This window comes from Microbulbifer maximicatervae (SeqCode) (genome assembly GCF_052468295.1).
Map to the genome: position 1 here is coordinate 1,870,906 of NZ_CP174340.1, position 23,275 is coordinate 1,894,180.

Sequence of the window (23,275 nt, forward strand, 5' to 3'; positions counted from 1 at the left end):
GACATAACTTTTAAAGCGGTGCCTAGAACCACTTCCAGTACGCTCTGCTACGTGTAGCCAGCAGCAAGGAATGTGCTGACTTGTTCCTCCGTCGGCCAGCCACGGCTTTCATTCACTACCGCAGCAAATGTACGTAATGCCTCAAGCTTTTCATCTGCAATCGGTGTGTTATACGCAGTGCTTCATTAATTTCCGCTTCAACACCGGCCATTTGGGAAATGGATGTGTGAGCAGCCATACAGTAACGACACCCGTTCAGGCGGTTGTTTGTCATTAAGATGATTTGGCGCTCTGTCTCGGAAAGATTGGTTTTATCGAAAATTCCCGCCAAGGTCGTATAACCCTCAAGTAATGCGGGGGCCTCTGACATAGTTGCGAATAGATTGGGCACAAAAGCCCATCGATTTCTTAGCGCCTGCAAGAAGAGGCTGAGCAGCAACAGGAGCGGATTCAATCGTGTGAGTCTTGAAAGTAGCCATCATATTTCCTAACTAGATAGTTTCACTTGTTTGTAGCGATCGGTCCAAACCTGGTTAAAAAATAAGGGGAGACACCCCTGTAAACTGTATGTACCGATTGCTACAAACAATACTAATGAGTTTGTACCGATCGGTAAATATGATTTATATAACTATTTGCTATGCATTAATGCCTACTGAGAATGAGCAGAAAAAATATGAAGCCCTATCCAATGCAAAATTGACAGGAAGATCAATGGAGGTCAGGAGAGGGAAATCACAGTGCAGCCCTGGCAACCCAAAGGACGGTGCCAAGGCCCTACGAAAAGCTTTCAACACCAGAAGAAAGATCAGGTCAACGCAGCAAGTCTAATGCCTGTACCTTAATTCTGGAGAGGCTTTCCTTATTAAAAACTCCACGTGCCAACACTCGCAAGCCGACTAAAAGAGTCAGTAAACTATTGGCGCAGACTTCCGGGTCTACTCGATCAGATATCACACCTTTCTCTATCCCCAGGCGAACCTGCCTTGCAAAAAATGACTCAGTATCCCGCAAGCCCTTTTTTACAGCATCCCCAATATCGCTATCCAGGTTAGGCATATCGAGTGCGGTATTAACCAAAAAGCAGCCCTTCTTTTCCGGATCTGCAAGGCTTTGTTCAATTAGGGAGTCGAAAAGCTGACTGATAGCGCCGATAGGATCTTCCAACGACTCAAGCCGGGCCATTACATCGCGCCGCTGCTCTCTCTCATACTTGAGTAAACTCAGGGTAAAAAGCTGCTTCTTACTGCCAAAGGCATTATAAAAGCTCCCTTTAGTCAGCCCAGTAGCTTTGAGCAGGTCGGCCAGAGAAGTCGCTTCAAAGCCTTTTTTCCAAAAGGCTTCCGTCGCTTTATCGACTGCGCTATCGACATCGAAACTTTTCTCCCAAGGCATAAGCACCTCACCTCAAACAAATCTACTGGCCATGTTACCACTGTTTGGACCAAGTGGTAAAAACACGATTCGCAGATACAGATACTGGCACTCGCCCGATATTCGCCTATTGCTCCGAAATCAAAACACCATTTTTGCGGTCACAGTGATTATTGGAGCAACACTTCTAGCCGAGGAGCGCTCACTCGAATTAATAAAGTGGTAACTGGTGCAACTTCATGACCCTAAAAGCCTTCAAGGTCATCAAAGTGGTGCTGACCTATTAGTCAAAGTGCTTGTTTTTAACGCTTTTTTACAGTTGCAGTTACACAATAGTTATGATGACCATACATACTCAAGCCTTCAAAACGAGAAAAAATGCCTCAATTTCACACTCAATAGGAAAGCTATTTTGCTAAATACAGTGTTAAAGAAAAAGATCCATCTCTGATTAGAGGTATTTCATGCCCTTTGGAGCTTTCAGCCTTTATACTTGTCCTAAGCTATAGGTCGCCGAGCCATAAGGGCCGGACGCCTATGAAGTAGGACGTATAAAGAGACTCCCTATGCTTACCAATCGGATCGCCGCTTACTTTTCCGGCTTCTTGGTCATTGGCCTTCTTTCCACAAGCGTTCTGGCAGAGCCAGAGCGAATAGCCCCCGAAGAGGGTCAAGGTGGTACTGCACAAGAGATAGTCAGCAAGCTTGAAATGCTGCACTACAACAAAATCAAAATCGGCGACGAAATGTCCGAGAACTTGTGGAACGAGTATATCGATGCACTCGATCCCACTAAAAGTTACTTCCTCGCCTCTGATATCGATGAGTTCCGCGCGTGGGAAGCAGAGATGGATGACCAGCTTCGCGCTGGTGATGTCACCGCAGGGTTCAGTATCTACAACCGTTTCCGTCTGCGTATGGGCGACCGGCTAGATAACATCCTGTCCCAACTAGAGAAAGGCCTGCCCGCCTATGACTTTTCTCGGGAAGAGACCCTTGAGCTGGATCGGGAGGAAAGCCAGTGGCCCAACTCGATCAGCGCTGCAGATGAGCTTTGGCGTAAGCGCTTAAAGAGCAGCATCCTGAATCTGCGCCTTACCGGTAAAACCGATGAGGAAATCCAAGACCTTCTCGTACGCCGTTACAAAGGCCAAAAGAAGCGTCTCGAGCAGCAGAAGAGCGACGATGTATTTGAGCTCTATATGAACTCACTGACTCGTCTCTACGATCCACACAGCAACTACCTGTCACCGCGCTCATTGGAAAACTTTAATATGAGCATGTCCCTCTCCTTGGAGGGTATCGGTGCTGTGCTGCAGGCAGACGAGGAATACACCAAAGTTGCTCGCCTGGTGCACGGTGGTCCAGCCGATCGCACTGGCAAGATCAAGCCCAACGATAAAATCGTGGGTGTTGGCCAGGATAAAGAAGGCGAAATGGTCGATGTAGTGGGCTGGCGCCTGGATGATGTTGTCGACTTGATTCGCGGCAAGGCCGGTACCTATGTTCGCCTGGAAACCATCCCCACTGGTGGTGACGGCACTCATAAGACTATCTTGATCAAGCGCAGCAAAGTGAAGCTTGAAGATCAGGCGGCCAAGAAGGCAGTGTTTGAATTCTCTGACGGCAGCAAGAATTACAAGATCGGTGTGATTAACCTGCCGACCTTCTATATCGACTTTGATGCCTATCGCCGCCGCGACCCCAACTATAAGAGCACCACGCGAGACGTTGCCCGTCTGCTGAGTGAACTTAAAGAGGAGAAGGTTGACGGTATTATTCTGGATCTTCGCAACAACGGCGGTGGTTCACTGCAAGAAGCCACCATGCTCACCGATCTGTTTATTGATCAGGGTCCTGTTGTACAGATCCGTCATGCCAATGAGCAGATTTCCCGCCATAACCGCTCGCGCTCCCGCGCCATGTACCGCGGGCCGCTGATGGTATTGATTAATCGCTTGTCGGCCTCAGCATCCGAGATTTTTGCCGGTGCAATCCAGGATTACAACCGAGGCCTGGTAGTGGGTAACCAATCCTTTGGTAAGGGTACTGTGCAAACTATGGCTCCCCTGAAGGAAGGCCAGTTGAAAATTACCCAGTCCAAGTTCTACCGGGTTTCCGGAGACAGCACACAGCACGCGGGTGTGAAGCCGGACATCGATATGCCACAGTTGATTGATGCCGAAAATGTCGGTGAAAGTGCTTACGATACTGCCCTGCCCTGGGACCGTATCCACGCTGTGCCTCATGCGAAGTATTTCAACTTGAAGATGCTGATCCCGAACTTGATTACCAAGCACAACAAGCGCACGGAAACAGATCCAGATTTTGTTTTCCTGCGCGATCAGTTCAAGTTCGACGCCGAGCGGGCTGACAAGAAGTATGTCTCTCTCAACGAATCAACTAGAGAGAATGAGCGCAAGTCCGTTAATCAGCGATTGCTGGATATGGAAAACCGTCGCCGCAAAGCTAAAGGCCTTGAACCCTACGAGAACTTTGAGGCATACGAAGAAAGCGAATCTGAAGAGGTGGCCAACATTGGTGGTCCTGTAGAGATCAAGTTGGAAAAAGATCCAATTTTGAATGAAGCGGGCTATATAATGGCGGACTTTATCGGCCTGGCCGATAAGGCCAGCAAGGCCCCGCCCCAAGTTGCTAACTTCTAAATACTGATAGGCACTGGGCGCGGCGTGCGCCCGGTCCGCGAACTAACTCTTAGGTCGGGCTAGCCCGACCTTTTTTATTTTGGGGGAAGAGATGAAGGTTGTTTCCTTTAACGTCAATAGTATTCGCACTCGCCTGCACCAGATGCAGGCCCTGGTAGACAACCATCAGCCCGATATCATCGGCCTACAGGAAACCAAAGTCACCGACGAAGATTTTCCAGTAGATGCGATAAAAGACCTGGGCTATGAGCTGATTTATTTTGGCCAAAAAACACACTACGGCGTTGCCCTGCTCTCACGCCTGCCCTTTATTGATCGCGAATACGGTTTCCCAACCGATGCCAGCGACGCCCAGCGCCGTATGGTTGCCGGAAAATTTGATATCGGTGGTCCTGAGCTTCTCACGGTAATCAATGGCTATTTCCCGCAAGGTGAAAATCGCGAGCACCCGGTTAAATTCCCGGCAAAGCAAAAGTACTACGCCGACCTGGACACCTACCTGCAAACCACGTGTAAGCCCGAAGCGCCTGTATTGGTTATCGGCGATATGAATATTTCACCCAGCGACCAGGATATTGGTATTGGTGAACCCAATCGCAAGCGCTGGCTGCGCGATGGCAAATGCAGCTTCCTTCCAGAAGAACGCGAGTGGCTTCAAAAAATTGAAGGCTGGGGGCTCACCGACACCTTCCGCGCACAAAACCCAGAAACAGACGATGTATTCAGCTGGTTCGACTACCGCAGTCGTGGGTTCGATCGCGAGCCCAGACGCGGCCTGCGTATCGACTTGATTCTAGCCACCAACCCTCTTCTGGAAAAATGTGTCGGGACTGGCGTGGACTACGATATTCGGGCTATGGAACGCCCATCAGACCACGCTCCTGTATGGGCCGAGTTTAAGCTATAAGCACAGGTTACAGCCCGCTGGTTCGGTGGGCTATTTTTAAGACTGTGAATATATGGTTTTCCATATATAATTGGTAAAAAGCCAAATGGAGCCCTCCAATGAAAAGGCGTGTTCTGTTTGTTTGCGCCGGGGACTCTGCCCGCTCACTGATGGCTGAGGCACTGTTGCGGCATTTTGGAGGCAATTCATACGAAGCCGTTGGCGCCGGAACCAATGTCCACACAGTGGACCCACGCGCTCTGCAAGCGCTGGAGCGACTGGGGGTTTCAACAGAGGGACTCATTCCCAAAGTTGTAGAAGATGTAGCTGACCAACCTTTTGACCTGGTCATCACACTTTGCGACAAAAGCCGGGAAGAATACGTACCCTCCCCAAAAGTTGACAAGATGATTGCCTGGAATTTTAAGGAACCGACAAAGCGGCGCTGCTTCTGCCCTTTTTACACCACGGCACGTGAGTTGAGCACTCGCATCAAACTACTGGTCTTGGCCCAAGCCGAGGCGGATTTACGAAAAAGAGCAGCATGAACCCAGTACAGTTTTACAAATGCCTGGCCGATGATACGCGGCTACGCACATTGCTCCTTATTGCTCACGAGGAAGAGCTTTGCGTATGCGAGCTAACGGCAGCCCTCGAATTGAGCCAGCCGAAAATTTCCAGGCACCTCGCCTTGCTGAGAAGTTCAGACCTGCTCCAAGACCGCCGCCAGGGGCAGTGGGTGTTTTACCGAATCAACCCGGACTTAAATGCCTGGGCAAAGTCTGTACTGTTCGATACCTTGCAGGCGAACCAGCACTTTATTACCGAAGACCTCAACAACCTGATTCAAATGGGAGACCGGCCAGAGCGCACAAGTCTGTGCTGCTGATACCACCTTCTGACCTAAGATTTAAACTATCTAGATATATATGATTTTTCATATGTGTCTGGCAAAAATGGAGCGAAATTAACAATGACCATCAAAATTGGGATCAATGGATTTGGCCGAATTGGCCGACTGGTACTGCGCGCTGCCTGGGATTGGCCTGAAGTTGAGTTTGTCCAGATTAACGATCCTGCCGGTGATGCAGCCACTCTCGCCCACCTGCTCAACTTTGACTCTGTACACGGGCGCTGGCACAGAGAGGCGAAAGCCGTTGATAACACAATTCAGGTTGATGGCAAAACAATAACCTGTAGCCGCAATTCCGCTATTGCAGAGACTAATTGGAAAAACTGTGATCTGGTTGTAGAGGCCTCCGGTAAAATGAAAACTACCGAACTTCTTCAACCCTACCTGGATCAAGGAGTAAAGAAGGTGTTGGTCTCTGCACCAGTTAAAGAGGATGGGGTACCGAACATTGTCCTTGGAGTGAATCAACATATATACCAGCCAGACAAACACCAGATTATTACCGCCGCTTCCTGTACGACTAACTGCCTTGCTCCAGTAGTAAAAGTTATTCACGAAAACCTGGGTATTCGTCACGGTTCAATCACCACTATTCACGATATCACCAATACCCAGACTATCCTCGACGCACCCCATGGAGATCTGCGCAGAGCCCGCGCATGTGGTGCCAGCCTGATTCCCACAACAACAGGTTCAGCTACAGCTATTGCCACCATCTTTCCAGAGTTGTCCGGCCGCCTAAACGGCCACGCAGTTCGTGTTCCCCTCGCCAACGCATCCATTACCGATTGTGTTTTCGAAGTGGAAACCGCCACTACCCCAGAGGCAGTAAACCAGTTATTTAAGGACGCTGCAGAGGGTGAACTAAAAGATATCCTCGGCTATGAGGAAAGGCCCCTCGTTTCTGTGGATTACAAAACCGACCCCAGATCGAGCATTATCGATGCTCTATCGACCATGGTCGTTAACGGCACCCAGGTAAAAGTTTACGCCTGGTATGACAATGAATGGGGTTACGCCAACCGCACGGCGGAATTGGCTCGAATGATTGGCACCATGGGCTAAGCAGCCAAAGTACAACGGGGCCGGAAGGAAAGAACACACTGCACCTGAGGGGTACGCCTCTCCATGAGCTCATATTTTTTTCCTCCTGCTTTTAGTAAGTAGCAGTACACAGAACAAGATCATGCAGTTTCTTCACAATTTATCGTCGCCAGTGCGCCAATACTTGCTGGTAACAGGCAATTACTGGGCATTTACTTTGACTGACGGCGCTCTGCGCATGCTGGTGCTGCTGCACTTTCACGAACTCGGCTACAGCCCTTTGCAAATAGCCTTGCTTTTCCTTTTCTACGAATTCTTTGGCGTAGTCACTAATCTTGTCGGCGGCTGGCTCGGTGCCCGGATTGGACTCAACCGGACCATGAATTTGGGACTGGCCTTACAGGTTGTTGCTCTTTCCATGCTGCTGGCACCCAGTCAGTATCTCTCGGTCCCCTTGGTTATGGCCGCCCAAGCCCTCTCCGGTATCGCCAAAGACCTGAATAAAATGAGTGCGAAGAGCGCAATCAAGTTACTGGTGCCCGATCAGGCCAGTGGCACCTTATATCGATGGGTCGCCCTTCTTACCGGTTCGAAAAACGCGCTAAAAGGCTTGGGCTTCTTTCTTGGCGGTGCCCTACTCGCCTCACTTGGCTTTCAAGGCGCGATTGCATCGATGGCCCTAGCTCTTGGAATAGTTTGGATATTGAGTCTCAAATTTCTTAAGCGGGACTTAGGGAAAGCCAAAGCAAAAAGCCGATTCAGAGATATCTTTTCCAAGAGTCCCGCAGTCAACATATTGTCGGCCGCGCGCTTACTCTTGTTTGCTTCCCGGGATGTTTGGTTTGTTATAGCTCTACCGATTTTCCTGGCCAGCCAGTTCGGTTGGAGCCACTGGCAGGTAGGTACCTTCCTGGCATCCTGGGTGATCGGATACGGCATAGTGCAAACCCAGGCCCCAAAGGTCACGACGGCACGTTCAGCCCAGGCTCCGGATGGTCGAACCGCACTATTCTGGGCAATAGCGCTCACTGCAGTGCCCGCATTAATCGCAATCGCATTATATAAAGGGGGGGATCCACAGCTCGCCGTACTGGGTGGACTTTTGATGTTTGCTGTACTCTTCGCCGTAAATTCATCTTTACACAGCTACTTGATAGTTGCTTATGCTCGGGAAGATGGGGTCTCTATGGATGTGGGCTTCTACTATATGGCAAATGCCGCTGGGCGATTGCTAGGGACACTGCTCTCGGGGTGGGTATTCCAAACTCAGGGGTTGGTGGCTTGCCTACTTATTTCCAGTGCTTTTCTGCTGTTGACCGCACTGGTTTCACTGGGTTTGCCCAGACACAAAACCGGGGCTCAGGAGGTTGGCAGCTTAAGTAGGAGCTGATCCGATAGCAGTATGAGTGCTACTTGCCAGCGCAGGCTGGCAAGTAGGCTGAGGGACTGTTTCGACTTGCGCGATTCGATACAGTTTGGACTCAGGTATGCACCCCATTTGAAATAGAATCAAAGCAAGGACCAAATACCTCATACAACACCCACCTCAAGTCCAAGTGCACAGCTCCACAGGAGCTGCAAAAACTCGAGATTAAAATGTCTGGATTTGGCGCTCAATGCCTATTTGCCACTACTTTCTGCCAAAACCATCGCAAGAACTATGACTTCTTAGTCGCGGTCATTCTTAGCAAAGTCCGATCCTTTTTGATGTAGTGGTGATATAGAGCGGCCATTACATGCCCCAGGATTAAGATCCAGACCACCCACTCTCCTAGGATCTCTTTATGGATAAAATCGACCGGCTTCTCAAACTGTTCGAATGTCATCCCCATCCGATCCTGAACTATCGCCACAAAGGCTTGGGTGCTCTCAAACTTAGGAATTTCAAACAGGAAAAAGTAATCCGTATCCACACCTGTTCCGATATACCCTGTTAGCGGAGCGACGATCATAATCAAGTAGAGAAGAACATGACCGGTATGAGCGGCAAAGTGTTCCAGGGAGCTACCTGGTTCTAATGGCGGTGGCGGATTAGTGAGACGCCATACGATTCTTAAGATGACGATCACCCCAATGGTGACACCAATAGATAGATGTAACTGCAAGGCAGTCCAATTCGCCGGTGTTTCCTCTTGGGTAAACCACTGGCGGTAGTAGACTGAAATATAGGACCCCAAAAACAATAAGGCCGTTAACCAATGTAGCCACTTGGCTACTGAACCGTAACTGTCAGGTTGATTTCTCAGGCTCATTTCTATCTCTTCCCCACTTCCGAAAACTATATTCTATCGGCAATTCGCCTACTATCTCTCCGAGTAAAATCTGCGTAAACCCAAAATAAAGAGCACAACACCAAGCGCCTGGACAAAATGGTAGATAATATTGTGATCAAGGTCCCAAATGATATTGACTGATAAACTTCCATCTAACTGGACAGCCATTGCAACAATACTAACTATCGAGCCAAGTGCCATAAACCAACTGCCACACAGTGAGCTTTGTCTCCTTAAGGCTAATATAAAGTACCCTATGAAAGCCACCGCGCAGATTAAAAACTGATAAACAGCAAAAGCAAAAATTTTATCTTTAAGTGAAAAGGAAAAAACAAACAATATCAAGAAAAGAAATAACACTGGGAAAATAGCCCGTTTGGAAAAACCTTCACTCACCAAATCTACGCTAACCGCAAGAACAAAAGAAGAAATTAGTAAACCAAGTAAAAAAAGTATTCCATACCATAAGCAACTTCGAAAATATGGGGGGATTTCAAACCCGTGATAGATAGCTGCCACTAATGAGGCTATGAACATGATAGTGAAAAAAATAAGCCAAATACTTCTTTTCCACTGCTTCCTCCTTACAAACACCAACAAATAAAGGGCGCCAATAAATGCGACCAGAGCCAGCCCGACATTAGTAATTGCAGTTAGTAGGTCTATTTCGCCATGTACTAGAGTCATTCTATTTCGAATATAGTCGACACACTTTCATATACATTCTCTATCCAACCCAAATCGTAACCCTTTAGAGCAATATATCAGACTTTCTGAAGATCAATTGAACATAGGTGTGTCATTTATGAAAACTCAATAATATCAATTTCCCTAGTGCAACCTCAATAATGAGGCAGATGCAAAGTTTAAACAGCACAGAGACAGACAAGAGTCAGCGCGCCATTATATTTCAAGGCGGCACTGACATTTATTGATCGTTTCAACTCTTATTAACTGGCTATAACAGATATAATCACCTTGCCTTTAGCGCGTCCTGAAGCGAGATATGAAAAAGCTTCTTTGCCTTGCTCTAAAGAATAGATCTTGTCTATTACTGGAGAAAGAGTCTTCTGCCGGTACAGACCTCCCAACTTACTCAGCTGCCCTCCATTAGCTTCCATAATAACCATTCGATAGAGCGCAGATTTGTCCTTCGCTGCCTTCATTAGCTTTCGTGACTTAAGCGCCAATAGCTTGCGGAGAAACCAACCTAGCCCAAGCTCTTCAGCTGTCTGCGGATCTAAAGCCCCTTTAACAGAGACAACACGCCCACCAGTTTTCAGGACCTGAAATGCATCCAAAGCATACTGGCCACCCAAAGTATCGAACACGACATCCATATCAGATAGTAATTGTCGGTAGTCATCTTTTTTATAATCAATAACAAGGTCGGCACCGAGTGCTTTCACCCACTCCACATTCGCACTACTTGTTGTAGTCACCACATAGGCGCCTATAGACTTCGCCAATTGGATCGCCATAGAGCCAACACCACCTGAGCCTGCATGTATCAGCACTTTCTCGCCGGACTTCAAACCCGCAACTTTGATCAAAGACTGATAGGAGGTCAGCCCAACGAGCGGAATACCCGCCGCTTCACTATGTGACAAGTTTTCGGGCTTTGCAGCCAAGTGGGAAACACTAACGGTGAGATATTCTGCAATAGTGCCCACATGATCCTCCCCCACCCTGGAAAACACCAGGTCCCCTACACTGTATCCAGCAACATCATTCCCCACTGCTACAACTTCACCGCTGACATCCCGGCCAATACCAACCGGAAATACTTCCCTTCGTACCGATTTAAGCTCCCCCCGCAACATCATGTTATCAACTGGATTTACGCTAGCGGCATGCACCCGAAGCAAAACTTCACCAGCCTTGGGGGTGGGAACCTCAGCTGACTGAAACTCCAGGCTGCTATCAATATCCCCATAGCGAGTCATTTTCAAAGCTTTCATTGGTCATCCTAACAATCGGTTCAACAAACATTGAAAGCGATAGTGCCCATACTGCGACCATAAAAACAGCTGGTAATAGGTATAAGTCTTTTGTCATTTTGGCAATAATGGGGAATATTTTGAGCCGATGACAGACAGTTAGAAGTTGATTATGGACAAAATCAGAGCATTGCGTTACTTCAAGCGGGTGGTAGAACTGAATAGCTTTACTGCCGTTGCTGAGGAATTCGAGGTTCCCGCTTCATCAATCTCTCGCCGCGTAAAAGATCTGGAGCAGTCCTTAGGAGTGGAGTTACTGCAACGCAGTACCCGCCAAGTCAAGGTTACTGAGCTCGGAAAGCTCTACTATTCGATGATAAGTAAAGCAATTCGCCAGCTTGAACAGGCTGATGAACTGGTTAGCCAGACTTTTGAAGCGCCCAACGGTCTGATACGCATCAGCTGTCTCCCAACTTATGGAGAGCAGCATTTAACCCCCCTTCTTGAGAAGTTTGCCCAACGTTACCCCAATATCGTATTCGACTTAACCTATAACGATGACCTGTCCCAGTTAGGGAAAGATCCCGTTGATATTGCGATTCGCGGAGGGTTTGCCCCGGATGAGCATGTTATTGCCAAACGCCTATCGGATAATGAGTTCACCCTCGTGGCCACACCGCAGTTTATCGACAAGTTGGAGTATAGCTTCCCCTTAAACAAGTCGGCGATTGAGTCAATTGCTACCTTGCAATACCGGGGGCCGCGTGGCGTCATTGAGTGGTACATACTCAATGACGAGCACTGGAAGCCCCTGAAGTTGACTCCAAAAGTTATCAGCAATAACGGCAAAGCATTAACAGCAGCCGCCCTCAATCACCGCGGTATGTTCTGCGTACCTTCCTGGAGTATTTGTAACTATCTAGATACAGGGGAGCTTGTACAGGTACCTTGCGAGGGTAAAGTCTCAGTCAGCCCCGGTGGCGATCTGGGAGTATTTCTTCTTTATGAGCGCACTAAATACCAAATTCCCAAAATAAAGCTTTGCGTAGATTTTATCTATGAAAATTTGAATGGGCGATAGAAGAAAGCTAAAACCCCTTGCTTTACTATTTAAATCATATCGATCACTAATGCTAATTTGATTAAGATCGCCATTAGAGAATCACTTTTCTCTCGCTACTATTCGAAAAGATTTATATTCGATTACAAACTTATATCCCGAGCCACCAACACACTAGACATATAACAACCTCACAGAAAAATAAAAATTGATCTATTTCAAGCTACCCGTAGATTTTCTTGGAAGCATAATGGGGGATATGCTAGGTTGAAAGATAGAAATTATGCCAAAAGTATATTTATCTATGAGTAACTAAAAGGGAGAGCTAGTACCAATAAACCAAGGCAAACCATTTATATCAAAACAGCCGGCGACATAAGGATTGAGCCATGCCAAGTTATGATGACTTTATCAGCTTATTAGAAAAAGATTTTGAATTAGCCTTCAAAACCTATGAACTCGACTTTAATACAGAGGCCTTCGACTGCAAATCAGGTGCCTACGAAATTGAGTTTGATTTTGAATTTGTAAAACCCAACAAAATCATGATGGTAAAAAGCGGAAATTCTGGCAAGAAAGCTACATATCTCACCTGGGCTCGGAAAACAGCTGTACCTGTAACTCTAAATAGTAAAAGTCCCCCTTACTTCTTTACCTCTCACCTCAGTAACTGTCGAATGACCTTCAAGTTCCATGACGACCAGAGTAAAAGTGTAACGGTTATCCATGTTGCAGGTGATGTTTCCCAGGGGGGGACTATCAAGGGGAGCGAGCAAAGAGATGACCTAGAGAAGATGGTAAAAACTCCCCATGTAACCGGGGAGAGGCGACTTTCAATAGGTGGTCCCAAAGGAGGTAGAAAAGGAGCAAACTTCAAGAAAAAGCAAGCAAAACTTGGTACTGCATACTACGATACCTGTGCACGGGTATTCGGGGTTCGAGATGATAGTGGTCAGTGGACATTTTACACGCAAAATATTGGTCGAAAGGACGAGCTTTTAGGTTTTTTTGATGTTCAGCAATTTAATTAATAATTTCGCCTACCCGAAAAATACTACTGGAAGGTAGGCGCCCTCCAATCTCTTCACTAACATTTATAAAGCCGAAGACCAACCGAGCACAAAGTACCCATACAAAAAGTAAGCGCACAACAGAGCGGGGAGCCTGCTTTCACCTCGGATGTCTACTTAGCAATATTATCTAAAGCGGTTAACCGTGTATCCGGGTATTCCTAGCACATCTATATCACTTGAATGACAACAGATAACCGTAAAAATAATGCTTAGCATCCACTCACGCATACCTACAGACCCAGACATAAAAAAGTGACAGAAGGTAACCAAAACGGCGAATCAGGTATTTCAACGTCATAATGATAGGTCAGCCCATAAAGGCTATCTATAGCATTCTAGGAATTCATGAAAATATTAACATATTGTTGATATTTGGTCATTTTATTATGCCTAATATGCCTGAGGTATTTACATGCCCAATTTAAGTGTTACTTGGTTGGTTAATTTTAGATACCTACTAAGTTTAGTGAACGGCCCTTATTAGCTATCCTATCACGCCCACTGAATCGCATGTTGCTCAACACTTAAGTCAAAGTAGGTGACTCTAAGAGTGACCATTAAAATATCGGCATTTAGCTCGCTATTTATCGGTTACTTGGATAAGCGCAGAGAAGCAATATATAAACCCCTTTATACTAATTCATTAATCTAGCTAATCTCTTGAGAATCGGGCCGCCTTAATTCGTAAAGTTACCATAATTAATCACAAGCCATATAATCAGCTTGTTGTTTTCAACATGAGTATCAGCAAGAAGTCAAAGGTCTATCAGATTCCAGCGAGCATTATTTTGGCAATCTATAATCTGTTGATCAATAGCGGCTATTCGACCCCGAATACGCTCCCAATTACTTTTCTTCATTTTCAGCTCATCAGTAATACTTGCACTGTAATCAATAGCTTGATTATCAGCTAAACTTGCTGTCCGAGAGTCATGGTGTTCTTGCCGTATAGTAATCCAAATATTAGGGTCCAGCTCCGATGTATATGTGATGGCCTGACGGAGCTTCGTGGGTACAGATTCTACTCTGACGTTTCCATTTCGATCCGTAAAGTTAAGTACTTTTTGTTTGTCCACATTGACAATATAGAAAAATTTACGATTTTGATTTAAGACCCAGTTCGCAATACCCTCAAAGGGGATCATCGCAGTATTGAGGCCATGACTGCCAATGATCGTATTGTAATTAGAGTAACGGCGTTCATGTAAAATACCCGCGCTTACTCCAATTAGGTGAAGTCTCTCCCAGCTGCGCCCCAATCCAGAATCTCGATCCCCAATTATTGCTCCCAAATCACCGCTAATTAACCCCATTGCGGAGCGAGCCATATCTCCTGGCAATGGACCTATAACTCCTGCTTGGTTATGCAGTGACCTATGCACAATCCCTTGTGGGGGATTGAAAGGCTTAGAGCTCGCAAACCATTCAATATCACCTGAAATATCATACCCCGCAGAACTAACTCTGAAGTACATTATGTCGTCCCTATAATTGAGGAAATTCCGTTAGCAATTAGTTGTCAACTTATAAACTTGGAAAGCGAGGGAAATTATCCGCCTGAAATCAGATAAGCAAATAGTCAAATTGGGGGGAACTAACAATCCCTCCCATGCCCTGAATATAATATCAGCAATCCTGAGCACACAATCACCTGTGTACTGCGCCGTAAGAAATGACTCAAATTTTGTCCAGAGAAAACCAATATAAACACCGCCGACACATCATTGGGTACCTATTTAGTTTGACCCAATAATTGCAATAGAGACATTATACGCCGACCTTTTCTGTTGAAATTAAAGTTCGTCCATCGACTTTAGCAATGACATTCTCACTACTGATTTGGCATGCTGATCATTATCGGCCACAACAAGCATCGTGACCGAATTTCATAGGGTTTAAAATTCAGAGGAGTATCCAAAGTGCGGCTATTAGATTCAGTGACATCATTATAAAGTCAGTGATAAAGATAAAACGCATCACGCCTTTAACTTGCCACGGCCCTTCACCTTTTCGGTTTTGTAGGGCTACCGGGACATTGTAAATAAACTGTGTTCCGTGAGTGACAGCAAACACCAGCAGCAACGTAGCGCGTTGCACCTCCGTAGCAAATACTGAGGGGCTGATTAGCAGTAGTATATTAAGTAGCGCCAACGACAGGTTAAAACCACCCAGAAATTTTCCCGATTCTGCCAAGATATTAAATACGGGGGTATCCCTTTGTTCCCTGGGTACCAGTAACTTCGCAAATATATGGTTCCTCAAAGAGAAAACGTTAAATCCCATCAGAAACCAAATCGTGTTTAACACCAAAACAACTTCATAGATCATCAATATCTCCAATACTTGTTGTTTGCCCGTCACTAAGGTCAGTACGTTTATTAAACAAATTTGTACTTACCCCGTAGCAGGAGTTGAATCCTCAGGAATTACTCATTACCGGCCAGAGATCCACTATCTCGCCTTTGCTATAGACCGCAATATCACCAAACTGCAGGAACACGGACTCACTCTGTGTGGGCCGGAGAAAGACCCAGTCGTCTTCATCCAGCAGTACCTTTTTTGAGCCATTCAGCATTTCTTGGTTGCTGGAGCGGCCATAGATGGGGTTGATCGACAGACCTTTTGGTGATTCTGGCTCCGCCTTCCAATAGCCGCCAGATATAAAGAAGCTTTGCTCCCGATTTGGGTTCAACCAACTAAAGGGTCCGGTGAGCCCTTCTATGCCGGGTATCTGTGTCTGTGACAATTTCTTCAATACCGGACTTGCGATATACGCCGCGGGTAAATGATCAGACAGAGTGGGAATATCAAAGCCCACCGGTTTAACCAGGCACGAGCCAGCGGCAATCTCGTTACAGGGAGCCCGGTCTGCTCGGGATTTGTACAGTTGGTAGGTTGGGCTACCGGCAGCGTTCAAAGTGGCCGCTTTCGGGAATGCACTTCCCAGCTGGATCTTAGCTTGTTCCACCCTGCTTTGGTAAATATCCAACCCCCGAGTGATTGCCTTTTCAGGTCCACCGAGAACACCTGGCATTTTTGCGGCGTGGGCGTCGTACCCCATAAAACCGGTAAATTCCAAATAGGGTTCCCGCTGAATGATACCGAGCATCGCGGAGAGGTCTTCCGCACTGGCAACGCCACCCCGATGTAGGCCTACATCAATCTCGATATTAATTCGTAAGGATTGTTTGAGGGATCGCGCCAGATCGGCGTATTGATTAAGTCTGCGGGGGCTGTCAACCAGCCACTGTAACTGCCGCGTAGGATCAAAATGCTCCGCCCTAGTGCCAAAATAAAAGGCCTTTGCCGCAGCAATCGGGAGAGGTTTACCCAGTAAAATATCACTCGCTGGATAAGATTTAACCAGATGCTGTAGAAATGGCAGCTGGAATACCATGATGCGATTGGTATTTGTTCGCTGAGTAATAGCATCCAGCAGGTTTAGCGAGGGCAAGGATTTAGCCACTACCCGGTAGTCATAGTAACCCCTGAGGTGGCCGGCTAATATATCGGCGTTCTTTTGCAGATTTTCCAGGTCTACGACTAAGGTGGGACCAGAAAAGCCGGCATTATCCAGAGCTTTAGAAACACTGGAGAAGTATTCGCTGTGCCCTCCCTGCCCTTGCGCTTTAGGGCGAAGAACGGCGACACCTGCCACCGCTCCTAACGCGACCCCACCTAGTATTAGCTTTCGTCGCTTGATATCCATTGTGCTTTCCTCTTTGAGGGTTCACTGCTGAGCAGCGTTGCTCAGGTAAAAAGCGTTTTCAGATAGGGGTTTAAGAACTTCCCACTGGGGTCTAGCTCTCGGCGAACCTCAAGAAACTCCTGCCACTGAGGGTAGAGCTCGGCAAAGTCCGAGCCTTGTAGCTTGTTTAACTTGCCCCAGTGCGGGCGGCCCCCATATTTGCGCATAATGGGCTCAATGGCCTGGAACAGCGGTAGGTGGTCCTCTTCAAAGTAGCGGTGTATGGCGATGGATACGGAATCTTGCTTATAAAACGGGCTCAGCCAGATATCGTCAGCTTTAACGAAACGCACCTCGATAGGGAAGAAAACATCCAGGTTATTTTCCTCAATCGCTCGACGTATTTCCGCGAAGGCTTTCAAACCGTCCTCACGGGGCAAGTGGTACTCCATTTCATTGAAACGTACGTTTCGCTCACTGGCGTAATTCCGCCAGGAGGACTCGACAACGACTTCCCTCTCGATATCTTCCATCGCATTTTGCAGCGCAAACTGACGCAACTTCGGTGACCAACCCAGCCAGTCCCGCACAGATTTCAGGGTCATTACCGCTTCATTAGTATCTTCCCGCTCCGTAGAGAAGATTTCCTCTGTGGTCGGCTGGTGGGAATCAGCCATGCACATCCCAGAAAACGGGATATAGTAAAATTCAAAATTCCGATTGGCCTCTGCCAGTGCTGGAGCCTGATCTAACACCTCTTCCAGGGGCGCTACCCAAGATTCACGACGCAAACGATAGCTGGGCTGGTTCTGCATACGCACCTTGGTCACCATACCCAGGCTGCCAAGGGATACTTGCGCTGCCGCGAACACCGCGGGGTTTTGCTCACCATCACACCAGAGCGTATCCCCGCCTGCGGTCACCAGTTCCATACCCGTTGCATAGCTGGACATACAACCCAAGCCTGCACCGGTTCCATGGGTCGCGGTTGCCAGGCAACCACCTAAAGTCTGCTCATCGATATCTGGTTGGTTAATCAGCGCTTGACCGATATCCTCTAAGGGTTGGCCAATGTCTGCTACACGGGTGCCAGCGTAGATTGTCGCCTGGACCTTGTCGGAATCGTGGTCGGCGACGCCAGTAATGCGGCCCAATGAAATAATTGTATCGTCAGTTGGTACCAGTGCAGTGAAGGAGTGACCCGCACCTACCGCCCTGACCGTACCTTCCGCTTCCGCAATTATCGTTTGCAGTGCAGGAATATCTTTGGGTGCCAGACGATGGGCCGGCAGACACTCTTGTGAACCAGACCAGTTCCGCCATCGAACACCCGCTTTTTTTGTCGGTGGGGCTGCAGCTTGCAATAAGGTACGTGCAACTGATGAGATGGGCGCGGCCGCTAATGATGCGGAGCCGATCGCGATAGAATTAATAAACTGGCGACGATTGAACCCCATATCCTTTACTCCGCTGTAGCCATAAAGACAATCAACTGTTCAAACTGCTCGGGGGAGCACTCAAAACAAAGACCTAGTGGCGGCATACCCTGGAACCCATTGATCGCATTTTCCACCAACACATCCATCCCCTTCTCCATACGGGGCTTCCAGTTGGCCAAATCTCCGGTAAGGGGTGCGGCGCTGGCGCCAGTGCTGTGACAGCTGCGGCAAGTGCGAGTATATATTTCAGCGATTTCCGGATCAGCGGGCGCAAGAGACAGCGCTCTTTGGGTCAAAATTGCCCGGCTTTTTTCACTATCCTGTGGAGGCTCAGAACATCCTTGAATGACATTTAGTACCAAAAAAATAGACAAGAGCTTAAAGCTCCGGCACAAGACTTCCAGTTCCATATGCGTACACCTACTACATTATTGTTGTTTATTTCTTTTTGGCTATTGCCAAAGCTATCGTGTACATATCGCTGGCACTATTGTTAATCATGATGACTGCTAAAACAACTACTTGAGTTGCCTGTTCTCAATTATTTCTATCGTAATTTATTTGCGTACCACTTAGAGAACTAAGGCCTATGTACATCTCGAAGTTAAAATCAGCATTTATTACAGAGATAAAATGACTCTTGTTAACAGTAGACAGGCTTTGCAAACATCAAAAGGAGCTATTTATATTTACGAATATATAGCCATAAATAGAAACCGCCGACCAAAGTGCCCAGCGGAACATTTAGTACACTCACTGTTGAAAATATTAAAGCTAATTCTGGGGCATACCTTTTATCCAAAAGGACAGCAATACCTGCAAGGACCCCCAAAATATTCAAAGACGCAAACAGTATTATTATCAACCCCATAAGACTGAATATATTGAATGGCATACTCAAAATTGAATTCCCAAAAACTGCGTATAGGAATAACAATATTGCGCTGGATATCAATAACATCAAAATTGAGTAAGTAATTATCAACCAGCCGGAAACTTTTTCCTCGGTACTAACCATGCGGTGCTCCTGTGAAGGTAAAAGCCTAAGCCTCTTTAGTGATCCTCAGAACATCAGGGCATTGAGAAATGACTCTAAAGTTGCTCCGGTTTCAGTTGTCAGCTAGCTCAACGATCAACATGACTCAATGACATTTATGACACCGATGGCGACTTTGGGCTGCCTACCCTTCTACTTTAGGCGTTGAGTATCAACAGGAACAGGAATACCCTAATGCTTTTCGATCAGGTAGGTATTCAGTGGTTAATAGAGTGCTAGCTTCTCCAAAAGGACCAGAACTGTCAGAGCTGGTCCAAGGCTACTGGCGTGTGAGTGATTGGAATTTAAGCCCTCAGGAGCGCCTGACATTCCTAAAGCAACATATAGATAAAGGGGTTACCACCGTAGATCATGCTGATATTTACGGAGATTACTCCTGCGAACAGTTATTCGGCGAGGCCCTTAAGCTGGATAGATCTGTTCGCAATCACATCGAGATTGTCACCAAATGCAATATCAAATTGCTTTCTGAAAAATATCCAAACAGGAAAGTTAAGTACTATGACTCCAGCGCTGAACATATTCAGCACTCGGTTAATAACTCCTTAGCCCACCTCGGTGTAGAGCACATCGACATCCTGCTTCTTCACCGACCTGATGTTTTGATGGATGCAGATGAAATTGCCAGCACATTCGCCGAACTGCAGAAGTCCGGTAAGGTATTACATTTCGGCGTTTCCAACTTTACCTCCCAGCAATTTGATTTGTTGCAGTCCCGCCTGAGCTCACCACTGGTGACAAATCAGGTCGAGATTAACCCTATCAATTTTAGTGCTGCGGAGGATGGAACTCTGGATCAACTGCAGCAATATAGAATTCATCCTATGGCTTGGTCCTGCTTAGCTGGAGGGGAAATTTTTAGTGGATCAAGCACCCAAGCAACACGGTTACGAATCGCCCTGGAAGATATCAAGGAGGAAATCGGGGCAGCCAGTATTGACCAGGTAATCTATGCGTGGGTACGACGCTTTCCCTCCAAGCCCCTAGCAATTATGGGCTCGGGAAAAATTGAGCGCGTTCAGTCGGCAATAGAAAGCCTGAAACTCAATTTGAGTAGAGAGCAGTGGTATAGAATATGGACCGCCTCTAAGGGGATTGAAGTTCCCTAGATCCAGCTTTCAGCCTAACAAATTATTGATTACTTGGCTTACGCAAAAAATAATTTATTAAGACTAATCTCTTGCTTAAAAATTGGGTGGTGTAACTTTAATTCGGTTACACCACCCATCAACCAGACAAGTATATTTGTTCTACGGCCCCATCTGGCTTGACCACTGCATCAAGCGCCCCTGGGACATATTTTTATTTTTCTCATCCCCATTATTCATAAAAGATGCCAGTTCGGTTACCAGATTTGCCTTTCGCCACTCATAAAGAAAGCTTGCAAGCACATGGAAGGCAGCATCTGAACAGTTGGAAATGACTTGCAGCTGACCATTATTATTCCCTTCCAGGGAACTCAAACGCTCCATCCACTTTCCTGGGGCAAATGCATAATGGTATGAGACTCCGATATTATTGAGGTGGGGCCCGAAACCCTGGGTACCCAAAAGATCTTGCTGCAAAAAATCTCTGAAATTACCATGCTGTGTCTGGCTAACTTGCAGGCCATAATACTGAGCTGTTGGGTCTGCATTCATCCCTGTGTCATCACGCCAACGACCAGCAATAGGCCTCATACTATTGTGACGCCCGCCCACTGAGCCTTTAAATGCATCCCAAGAACTGTTGGGGTCCCAACCTACAATAGTATCGATAACACCATTGTGACCTGATATTAATGCCGTGTGCCCATTCCATGTTCTACCCAAAGAACTTTCCACCCCACCATTATTCCACCACTGCGCGTAAAACCTGGAAAAAAGAGAACCGTATGACCTCAAACTGGATACAAAACAAATACCTGCAAAGTATCCTCCACACGCCCTAGGATTAAAACCTCTTCCGCTCATCGCCCACATCCTCCATAACGACTATGAAATTTTTTGCCAAAATTGTTATTTAATATTTTGACAATTCAAGAACTCTTTCAATTCATCGCTAAAGCCACTGAATTATTATTTTTATTACTCAGGACCCAATGAAAATTGACAGACTTTCTATATAACTCGAGATTATTTGATACCAAATCTGGTACTACCGTGTCAACACGGAAAATATTTCAAGCTGAAGAGAAGGGGTAACTGAGAGGCAAAGTAAAATAGGAGTCATGTATCCTCTAAAATTTATCAGAGAATCGCAAACAACCCAATGGGGCCATAACAAAACTCAAGATATGAAAGGATACAAAGCAGTTATTAGATATTATTTGTTTATTACCAAGCATAGTTGAATCATGAAAATTATTAGGAAATTACAAAACAACAACCATAAGAGAACTCACATACTAAAAACTCCCGCATAAAGGATTCCTTTTATAGGCATACCTGTACAAGGAAGACTCAAAAGGCTGAGGGGAAGCTACTCTAAAGATCCTTTCTCTCATCCACAATCGCCTTTAACTTTCCCTCCCCAACCTGCTCAATCGCATTACTCACGAGCTACTTGAGCTAAAGATTTCACTCCCCCTACTTACTTGAGCAAACATTTAAATGGGGATAATTATTGCAAATTTCAGCCATCTTTCGAAATAGATAACTTTACACATCTACAGTTCTAGGCAATTACCGACTGCTTATCGGACAAATTGATGACATTCCAATTAGTTAACCAATAGACATCAAGAGAACAAAAATAAAAGAAGATAATTCGACTGATTTTGAAACTTCACTTTTGGCTCACCACACCAATGGCGTAGAGTGAGGCGAGCCCCAAGAAAGAATTTACTTATTAGCCACATCGATCGCAGGGTTACCAAGTGCACTGTTCAGAACAGAGGCCAGGCGAACTCCCCCCTGCTGCAAACGCTTTTCAAGGGACTCCTGACAGCGCAGAAAGTACTTTTCCCCAAGTTGTGTTTCGCTGGTATAGGCGAGACCATGGGCTAAGTGATGAGACTCCCGGGCCCAAACTTCGGCCGAGGTAGACTGCCAGATCTGCCTCTCAGCTGCACTAATTTTATCCGTTTGCTCCTGAGCATAATATTGCCAGTCTAAAAACAAACGGGCGACCATATGGATGTCCCAGAGCGCGTGTAAATTCGTTTCGACCCCATAGAATTGGACTTCCACATCATTACCACCTTTATCTGAAAATAATCCGGTATGTAATGGCTGATGAAGGTCGCCAACAAAGTGGGCAATAAACATCAGTGCTTCTGCACGCTCCGTCTTGGTGCGCGAGCGATCGGCCAATACTTCCTGATATCTTTGAATCGCCTTCAATATGCATCCTGCAGCTGGGCAATCCCGCTCCTCAACATAAGCAGACCAGTCTCGAGACAAGTTTATATAGTGAAGCGGCGCAGCCCAGTTATAAGTCTCATCAGACCTAATTCGATCAGCCCAAGTTGTGGATTCAGCTAGGTGCGGCTCACCGACTTCATCAAGGAGCAACTCTATTTCGGCGGCTACCTCCGGGTCCAGATAATGCCATGCAATTTCTCCAACGACCCTGTGACCATCATCTCCCCAAGCGTGTGCTTGTGTCATAGCTGTGAGTCCAAATAGTGCAACTGCTATACGGGCAATTATCAATCGTATGCTCATTGGGCATGTCCGCCAGAGTGAATTTGCTGCGTACTTTAACGCCAGTATGTGACAAGTTCACGGCTGTAATAATTTATTTATATGTGCACTACATAATCGCTTCAGCTCTTAGACAGTACCCAATAAAAATCACATAACAGCCTCCATTGGAACTTGGAACCTAAGTTGCAAGAGCAAAACTCGATAATTACTTGGGCCACTTGAGTTGGCAATTC

General features: G+C 46.6%; 22 protein-coding genes. 9 read left to right on the forward strand and 13 right to left on the reverse strand.

Annotated elements, in window-relative coordinates; all coding sequences use genetic code 11:
* Positions 1-115 precede the first annotated feature (115 nt).
* Positions 116-391 (reverse strand): carboxymuconolactone decarboxylase family protein, encoded by a 276-nt coding sequence (locus tag ACJJIQ_RS08460; protein ID WP_445364329.1) that lies wholly within the window; start codon positions 389-391, stop codon positions 116-118.
* A gap of 422 nt (positions 392-813) precedes the next feature.
* On the reverse strand, positions 814-1,395 hold the full coding sequence (locus tag ACJJIQ_RS08465; protein WP_413665724.1) for a TetR/AcrR family transcriptional regulator: 582 nt from the start codon (positions 1,393-1,395) through the stop codon (positions 814-816).
* 545 nt (positions 1,396-1,940) lie between these two features.
* On the opposite strand from ACJJIQ_RS08465, the gene ACJJIQ_RS08470 reads away from it, so the two are divergent.
* From ACJJIQ_RS08470 to arsJ, 6 genes are all read left to right on the forward strand, one after another.
* Positions 1,941-4,040, forward strand: a complete 2,100-nt coding sequence (locus ACJJIQ_RS08470) for a carboxy terminal-processing peptidase (RefSeq protein WP_413665723.1) — start codon at positions 1,941-1,943, stop codon at positions 4,038-4,040.
* A gap of 91 nt (positions 4,041-4,131) precedes the next feature.
* Positions 4,132-4,947 carry an exodeoxyribonuclease III gene (gene xthA, locus ACJJIQ_RS08475; protein ID WP_445354300.1) on the forward strand — a complete coding sequence of 272 codons (816 nt, stop codon included), beginning with the start codon at positions 4,132-4,134 and terminating at the stop codon, positions 4,945-4,947.
* Positions 4,948-5,045: 98 nt separating this feature from the next.
* The gene (locus ACJJIQ_RS08480) at positions 5,046-5,474 is read left to right on the forward strand and encodes an arsenate reductase ArsC (RefSeq protein ID WP_445364330.1); all 429 of its coding nucleotides are present in this window, start codon (positions 5,046-5,048) and stop codon (positions 5,472-5,474) included.
* Positions 5,471-5,815, forward strand: a complete 345-nt coding sequence (locus ACJJIQ_RS08485; protein WP_282932732.1) for a metalloregulator ArsR/SmtB family transcription factor — start codon at positions 5,471-5,473, stop codon at positions 5,813-5,815. Before ACJJIQ_RS08480 ends, ACJJIQ_RS08485 begins: the two co-directional genes overlap by 4 nt.
* Before the next feature lie 84 nt (positions 5,816-5,899).
* Positions 5,900-6,904 (forward strand): ArsJ-associated glyceraldehyde-3-phosphate dehydrogenase, encoded by a 1,005-nt coding sequence (locus ACJJIQ_RS08490; protein WP_445364331.1) that lies wholly within the window; start codon positions 5,900-5,902, stop codon positions 6,902-6,904.
* A gap of 121 nt (positions 6,905-7,025) precedes the next feature.
* Positions 7,026-8,273 carry an organoarsenical effux MFS transporter ArsJ gene (arsJ, locus tag ACJJIQ_RS08495; protein ID WP_445364332.1) on the forward strand — a complete coding sequence of 416 codons (1,248 nt, stop codon included), beginning with the start codon at positions 7,026-7,028 and terminating at the stop codon, positions 8,271-8,273.
* Between the two features lie 268 nt (positions 8,274-8,541).
* On the opposite strand, the gene ACJJIQ_RS08500 is transcribed toward arsJ, so the two are convergent.
* From ACJJIQ_RS08500 to ACJJIQ_RS08510, 3 genes are all read right to left on the reverse strand, one after another.
* A complete protein-coding gene (locus ACJJIQ_RS08500) occupies positions 8,542-9,135 on the reverse strand; it encodes a cytochrome b (RefSeq protein ID WP_445364333.1) in 594 nt (197 codons plus the stop codon).
* A gap of 51 nt (positions 9,136-9,186) precedes the next feature.
* Positions 9,187-9,843: a DUF6962 family protein gene (locus tag ACJJIQ_RS08505; RefSeq protein WP_445364334.1), complete on the reverse strand. Its 657-nt coding sequence runs from the start codon at positions 9,841-9,843 to the stop codon at positions 9,187-9,189.
* A gap of 263 nt (positions 9,844-10,106) precedes the next feature.
* Positions 10,107-11,117, reverse strand: coding sequence for an NADP-dependent oxidoreductase (locus tag ACJJIQ_RS08510; RefSeq protein ID WP_445364335.1), 1,011 nt, complete (start codon positions 11,115-11,117; stop codon positions 10,107-10,109).
* Between the two features lie 151 nt (positions 11,118-11,268).
* Between ACJJIQ_RS08510 and ACJJIQ_RS08515 the strand changes: the two genes are divergently transcribed.
* Both ACJJIQ_RS08515 and ACJJIQ_RS08520 read left to right on the forward strand, forming a co-directional pair.
* Positions 11,269-12,177 (forward strand): LysR family transcriptional regulator, encoded by a 909-nt coding sequence (locus tag ACJJIQ_RS08515; protein WP_445364336.1) that lies wholly within the window; start codon positions 11,269-11,271, stop codon positions 12,175-12,177.
* A 368-nt stretch (positions 12,178-12,545) separates the two neighbouring features.
* Entirely contained in the window at positions 12,546-13,187 is a 642-nt protein-coding gene (locus tag ACJJIQ_RS08520; protein ID WP_445364337.1) for a hypothetical protein, read from the forward strand.
* A 797-nt stretch (positions 13,188-13,984) separates the two neighbouring features.
* Here the strand turns inward: ACJJIQ_RS08520 and ACJJIQ_RS08525 are convergent.
* The 6 genes from ACJJIQ_RS08525 to ACJJIQ_RS08550 form a co-directional block, all read right to left on the reverse strand.
* On the reverse strand, positions 13,985-14,704 hold the full coding sequence (locus tag ACJJIQ_RS08525) for a hypothetical protein (RefSeq protein ID WP_444933131.1): 720 nt from the start codon (positions 14,702-14,704) through the stop codon (positions 13,985-13,987).
* A gap of 427 nt (positions 14,705-15,131) precedes the next feature.
* On the reverse strand, positions 15,132-15,557 hold the full coding sequence (locus ACJJIQ_RS08530; protein WP_413665710.1) for a hypothetical protein: 426 nt from the start codon (positions 15,555-15,557) through the stop codon (positions 15,132-15,134).
* A gap of 91 nt (positions 15,558-15,648) precedes the next feature.
* Positions 15,649-16,938, reverse strand: a complete 1,290-nt coding sequence (locus tag ACJJIQ_RS08535; RefSeq protein WP_445364338.1) for a DSD1 family PLP-dependent enzyme — start codon at positions 16,936-16,938, stop codon at positions 15,649-15,651.
* A gap of 41 nt (positions 16,939-16,979) precedes the next feature.
* Positions 16,980-18,374, reverse strand: a complete 1,395-nt coding sequence (locus ACJJIQ_RS08540) for an FAD-linked oxidoreductase, L-gulonolactone oxidase family (protein ID WP_445364339.1) — start codon at positions 18,372-18,374, stop codon at positions 16,980-16,982.
* Between the two features lie 5 nt (positions 18,375-18,379).
* A complete protein-coding gene (locus tag ACJJIQ_RS08545) occupies positions 18,380-18,766 on the reverse strand; it encodes a c-type cytochrome (RefSeq protein ID WP_445364340.1) in 387 nt (128 codons plus the stop codon).
* A 269-nt stretch (positions 18,767-19,035) separates the two neighbouring features.
* The gene (locus tag ACJJIQ_RS08550; RefSeq protein ID WP_445364341.1) at positions 19,036-19,374 is read right to left on the reverse strand and encodes a hypothetical protein; all 339 of its coding nucleotides are present in this window, start codon (positions 19,372-19,374) and stop codon (positions 19,036-19,038) included.
* Positions 19,375-19,613: 239 nt separating this feature from the next.
* On the opposite strand from ACJJIQ_RS08550, the gene ACJJIQ_RS08555 reads away from it, so the two are divergent.
* Positions 19,614-20,522, forward strand: a complete 909-nt coding sequence (locus tag ACJJIQ_RS08555; protein ID WP_445364342.1) for an aldo/keto reductase — start codon at positions 19,614-19,616, stop codon at positions 20,520-20,522.
* A 141-nt stretch (positions 20,523-20,663) separates the two neighbouring features.
* On the opposite strand, the gene ACJJIQ_RS08560 is transcribed toward ACJJIQ_RS08555, so the two are convergent.
* Both ACJJIQ_RS08560 and ACJJIQ_RS08565 read right to left on the reverse strand, forming a co-directional pair.
* On the reverse strand, positions 20,664-21,224 hold the full coding sequence (locus tag ACJJIQ_RS08560; protein WP_445364343.1) for a hypothetical protein: 561 nt from the start codon (positions 21,222-21,224) through the stop codon (positions 20,664-20,666).
* Between the two features lie 1,011 nt (positions 21,225-22,235).
* Positions 22,236-23,003: a S1/P1 nuclease gene (locus ACJJIQ_RS08565; RefSeq protein WP_445364344.1), complete on the reverse strand. Its 768-nt coding sequence runs from the start codon at positions 23,001-23,003 to the stop codon at positions 22,236-22,238.
* Positions 23,004-23,275 lie beyond the last annotated feature (272 nt).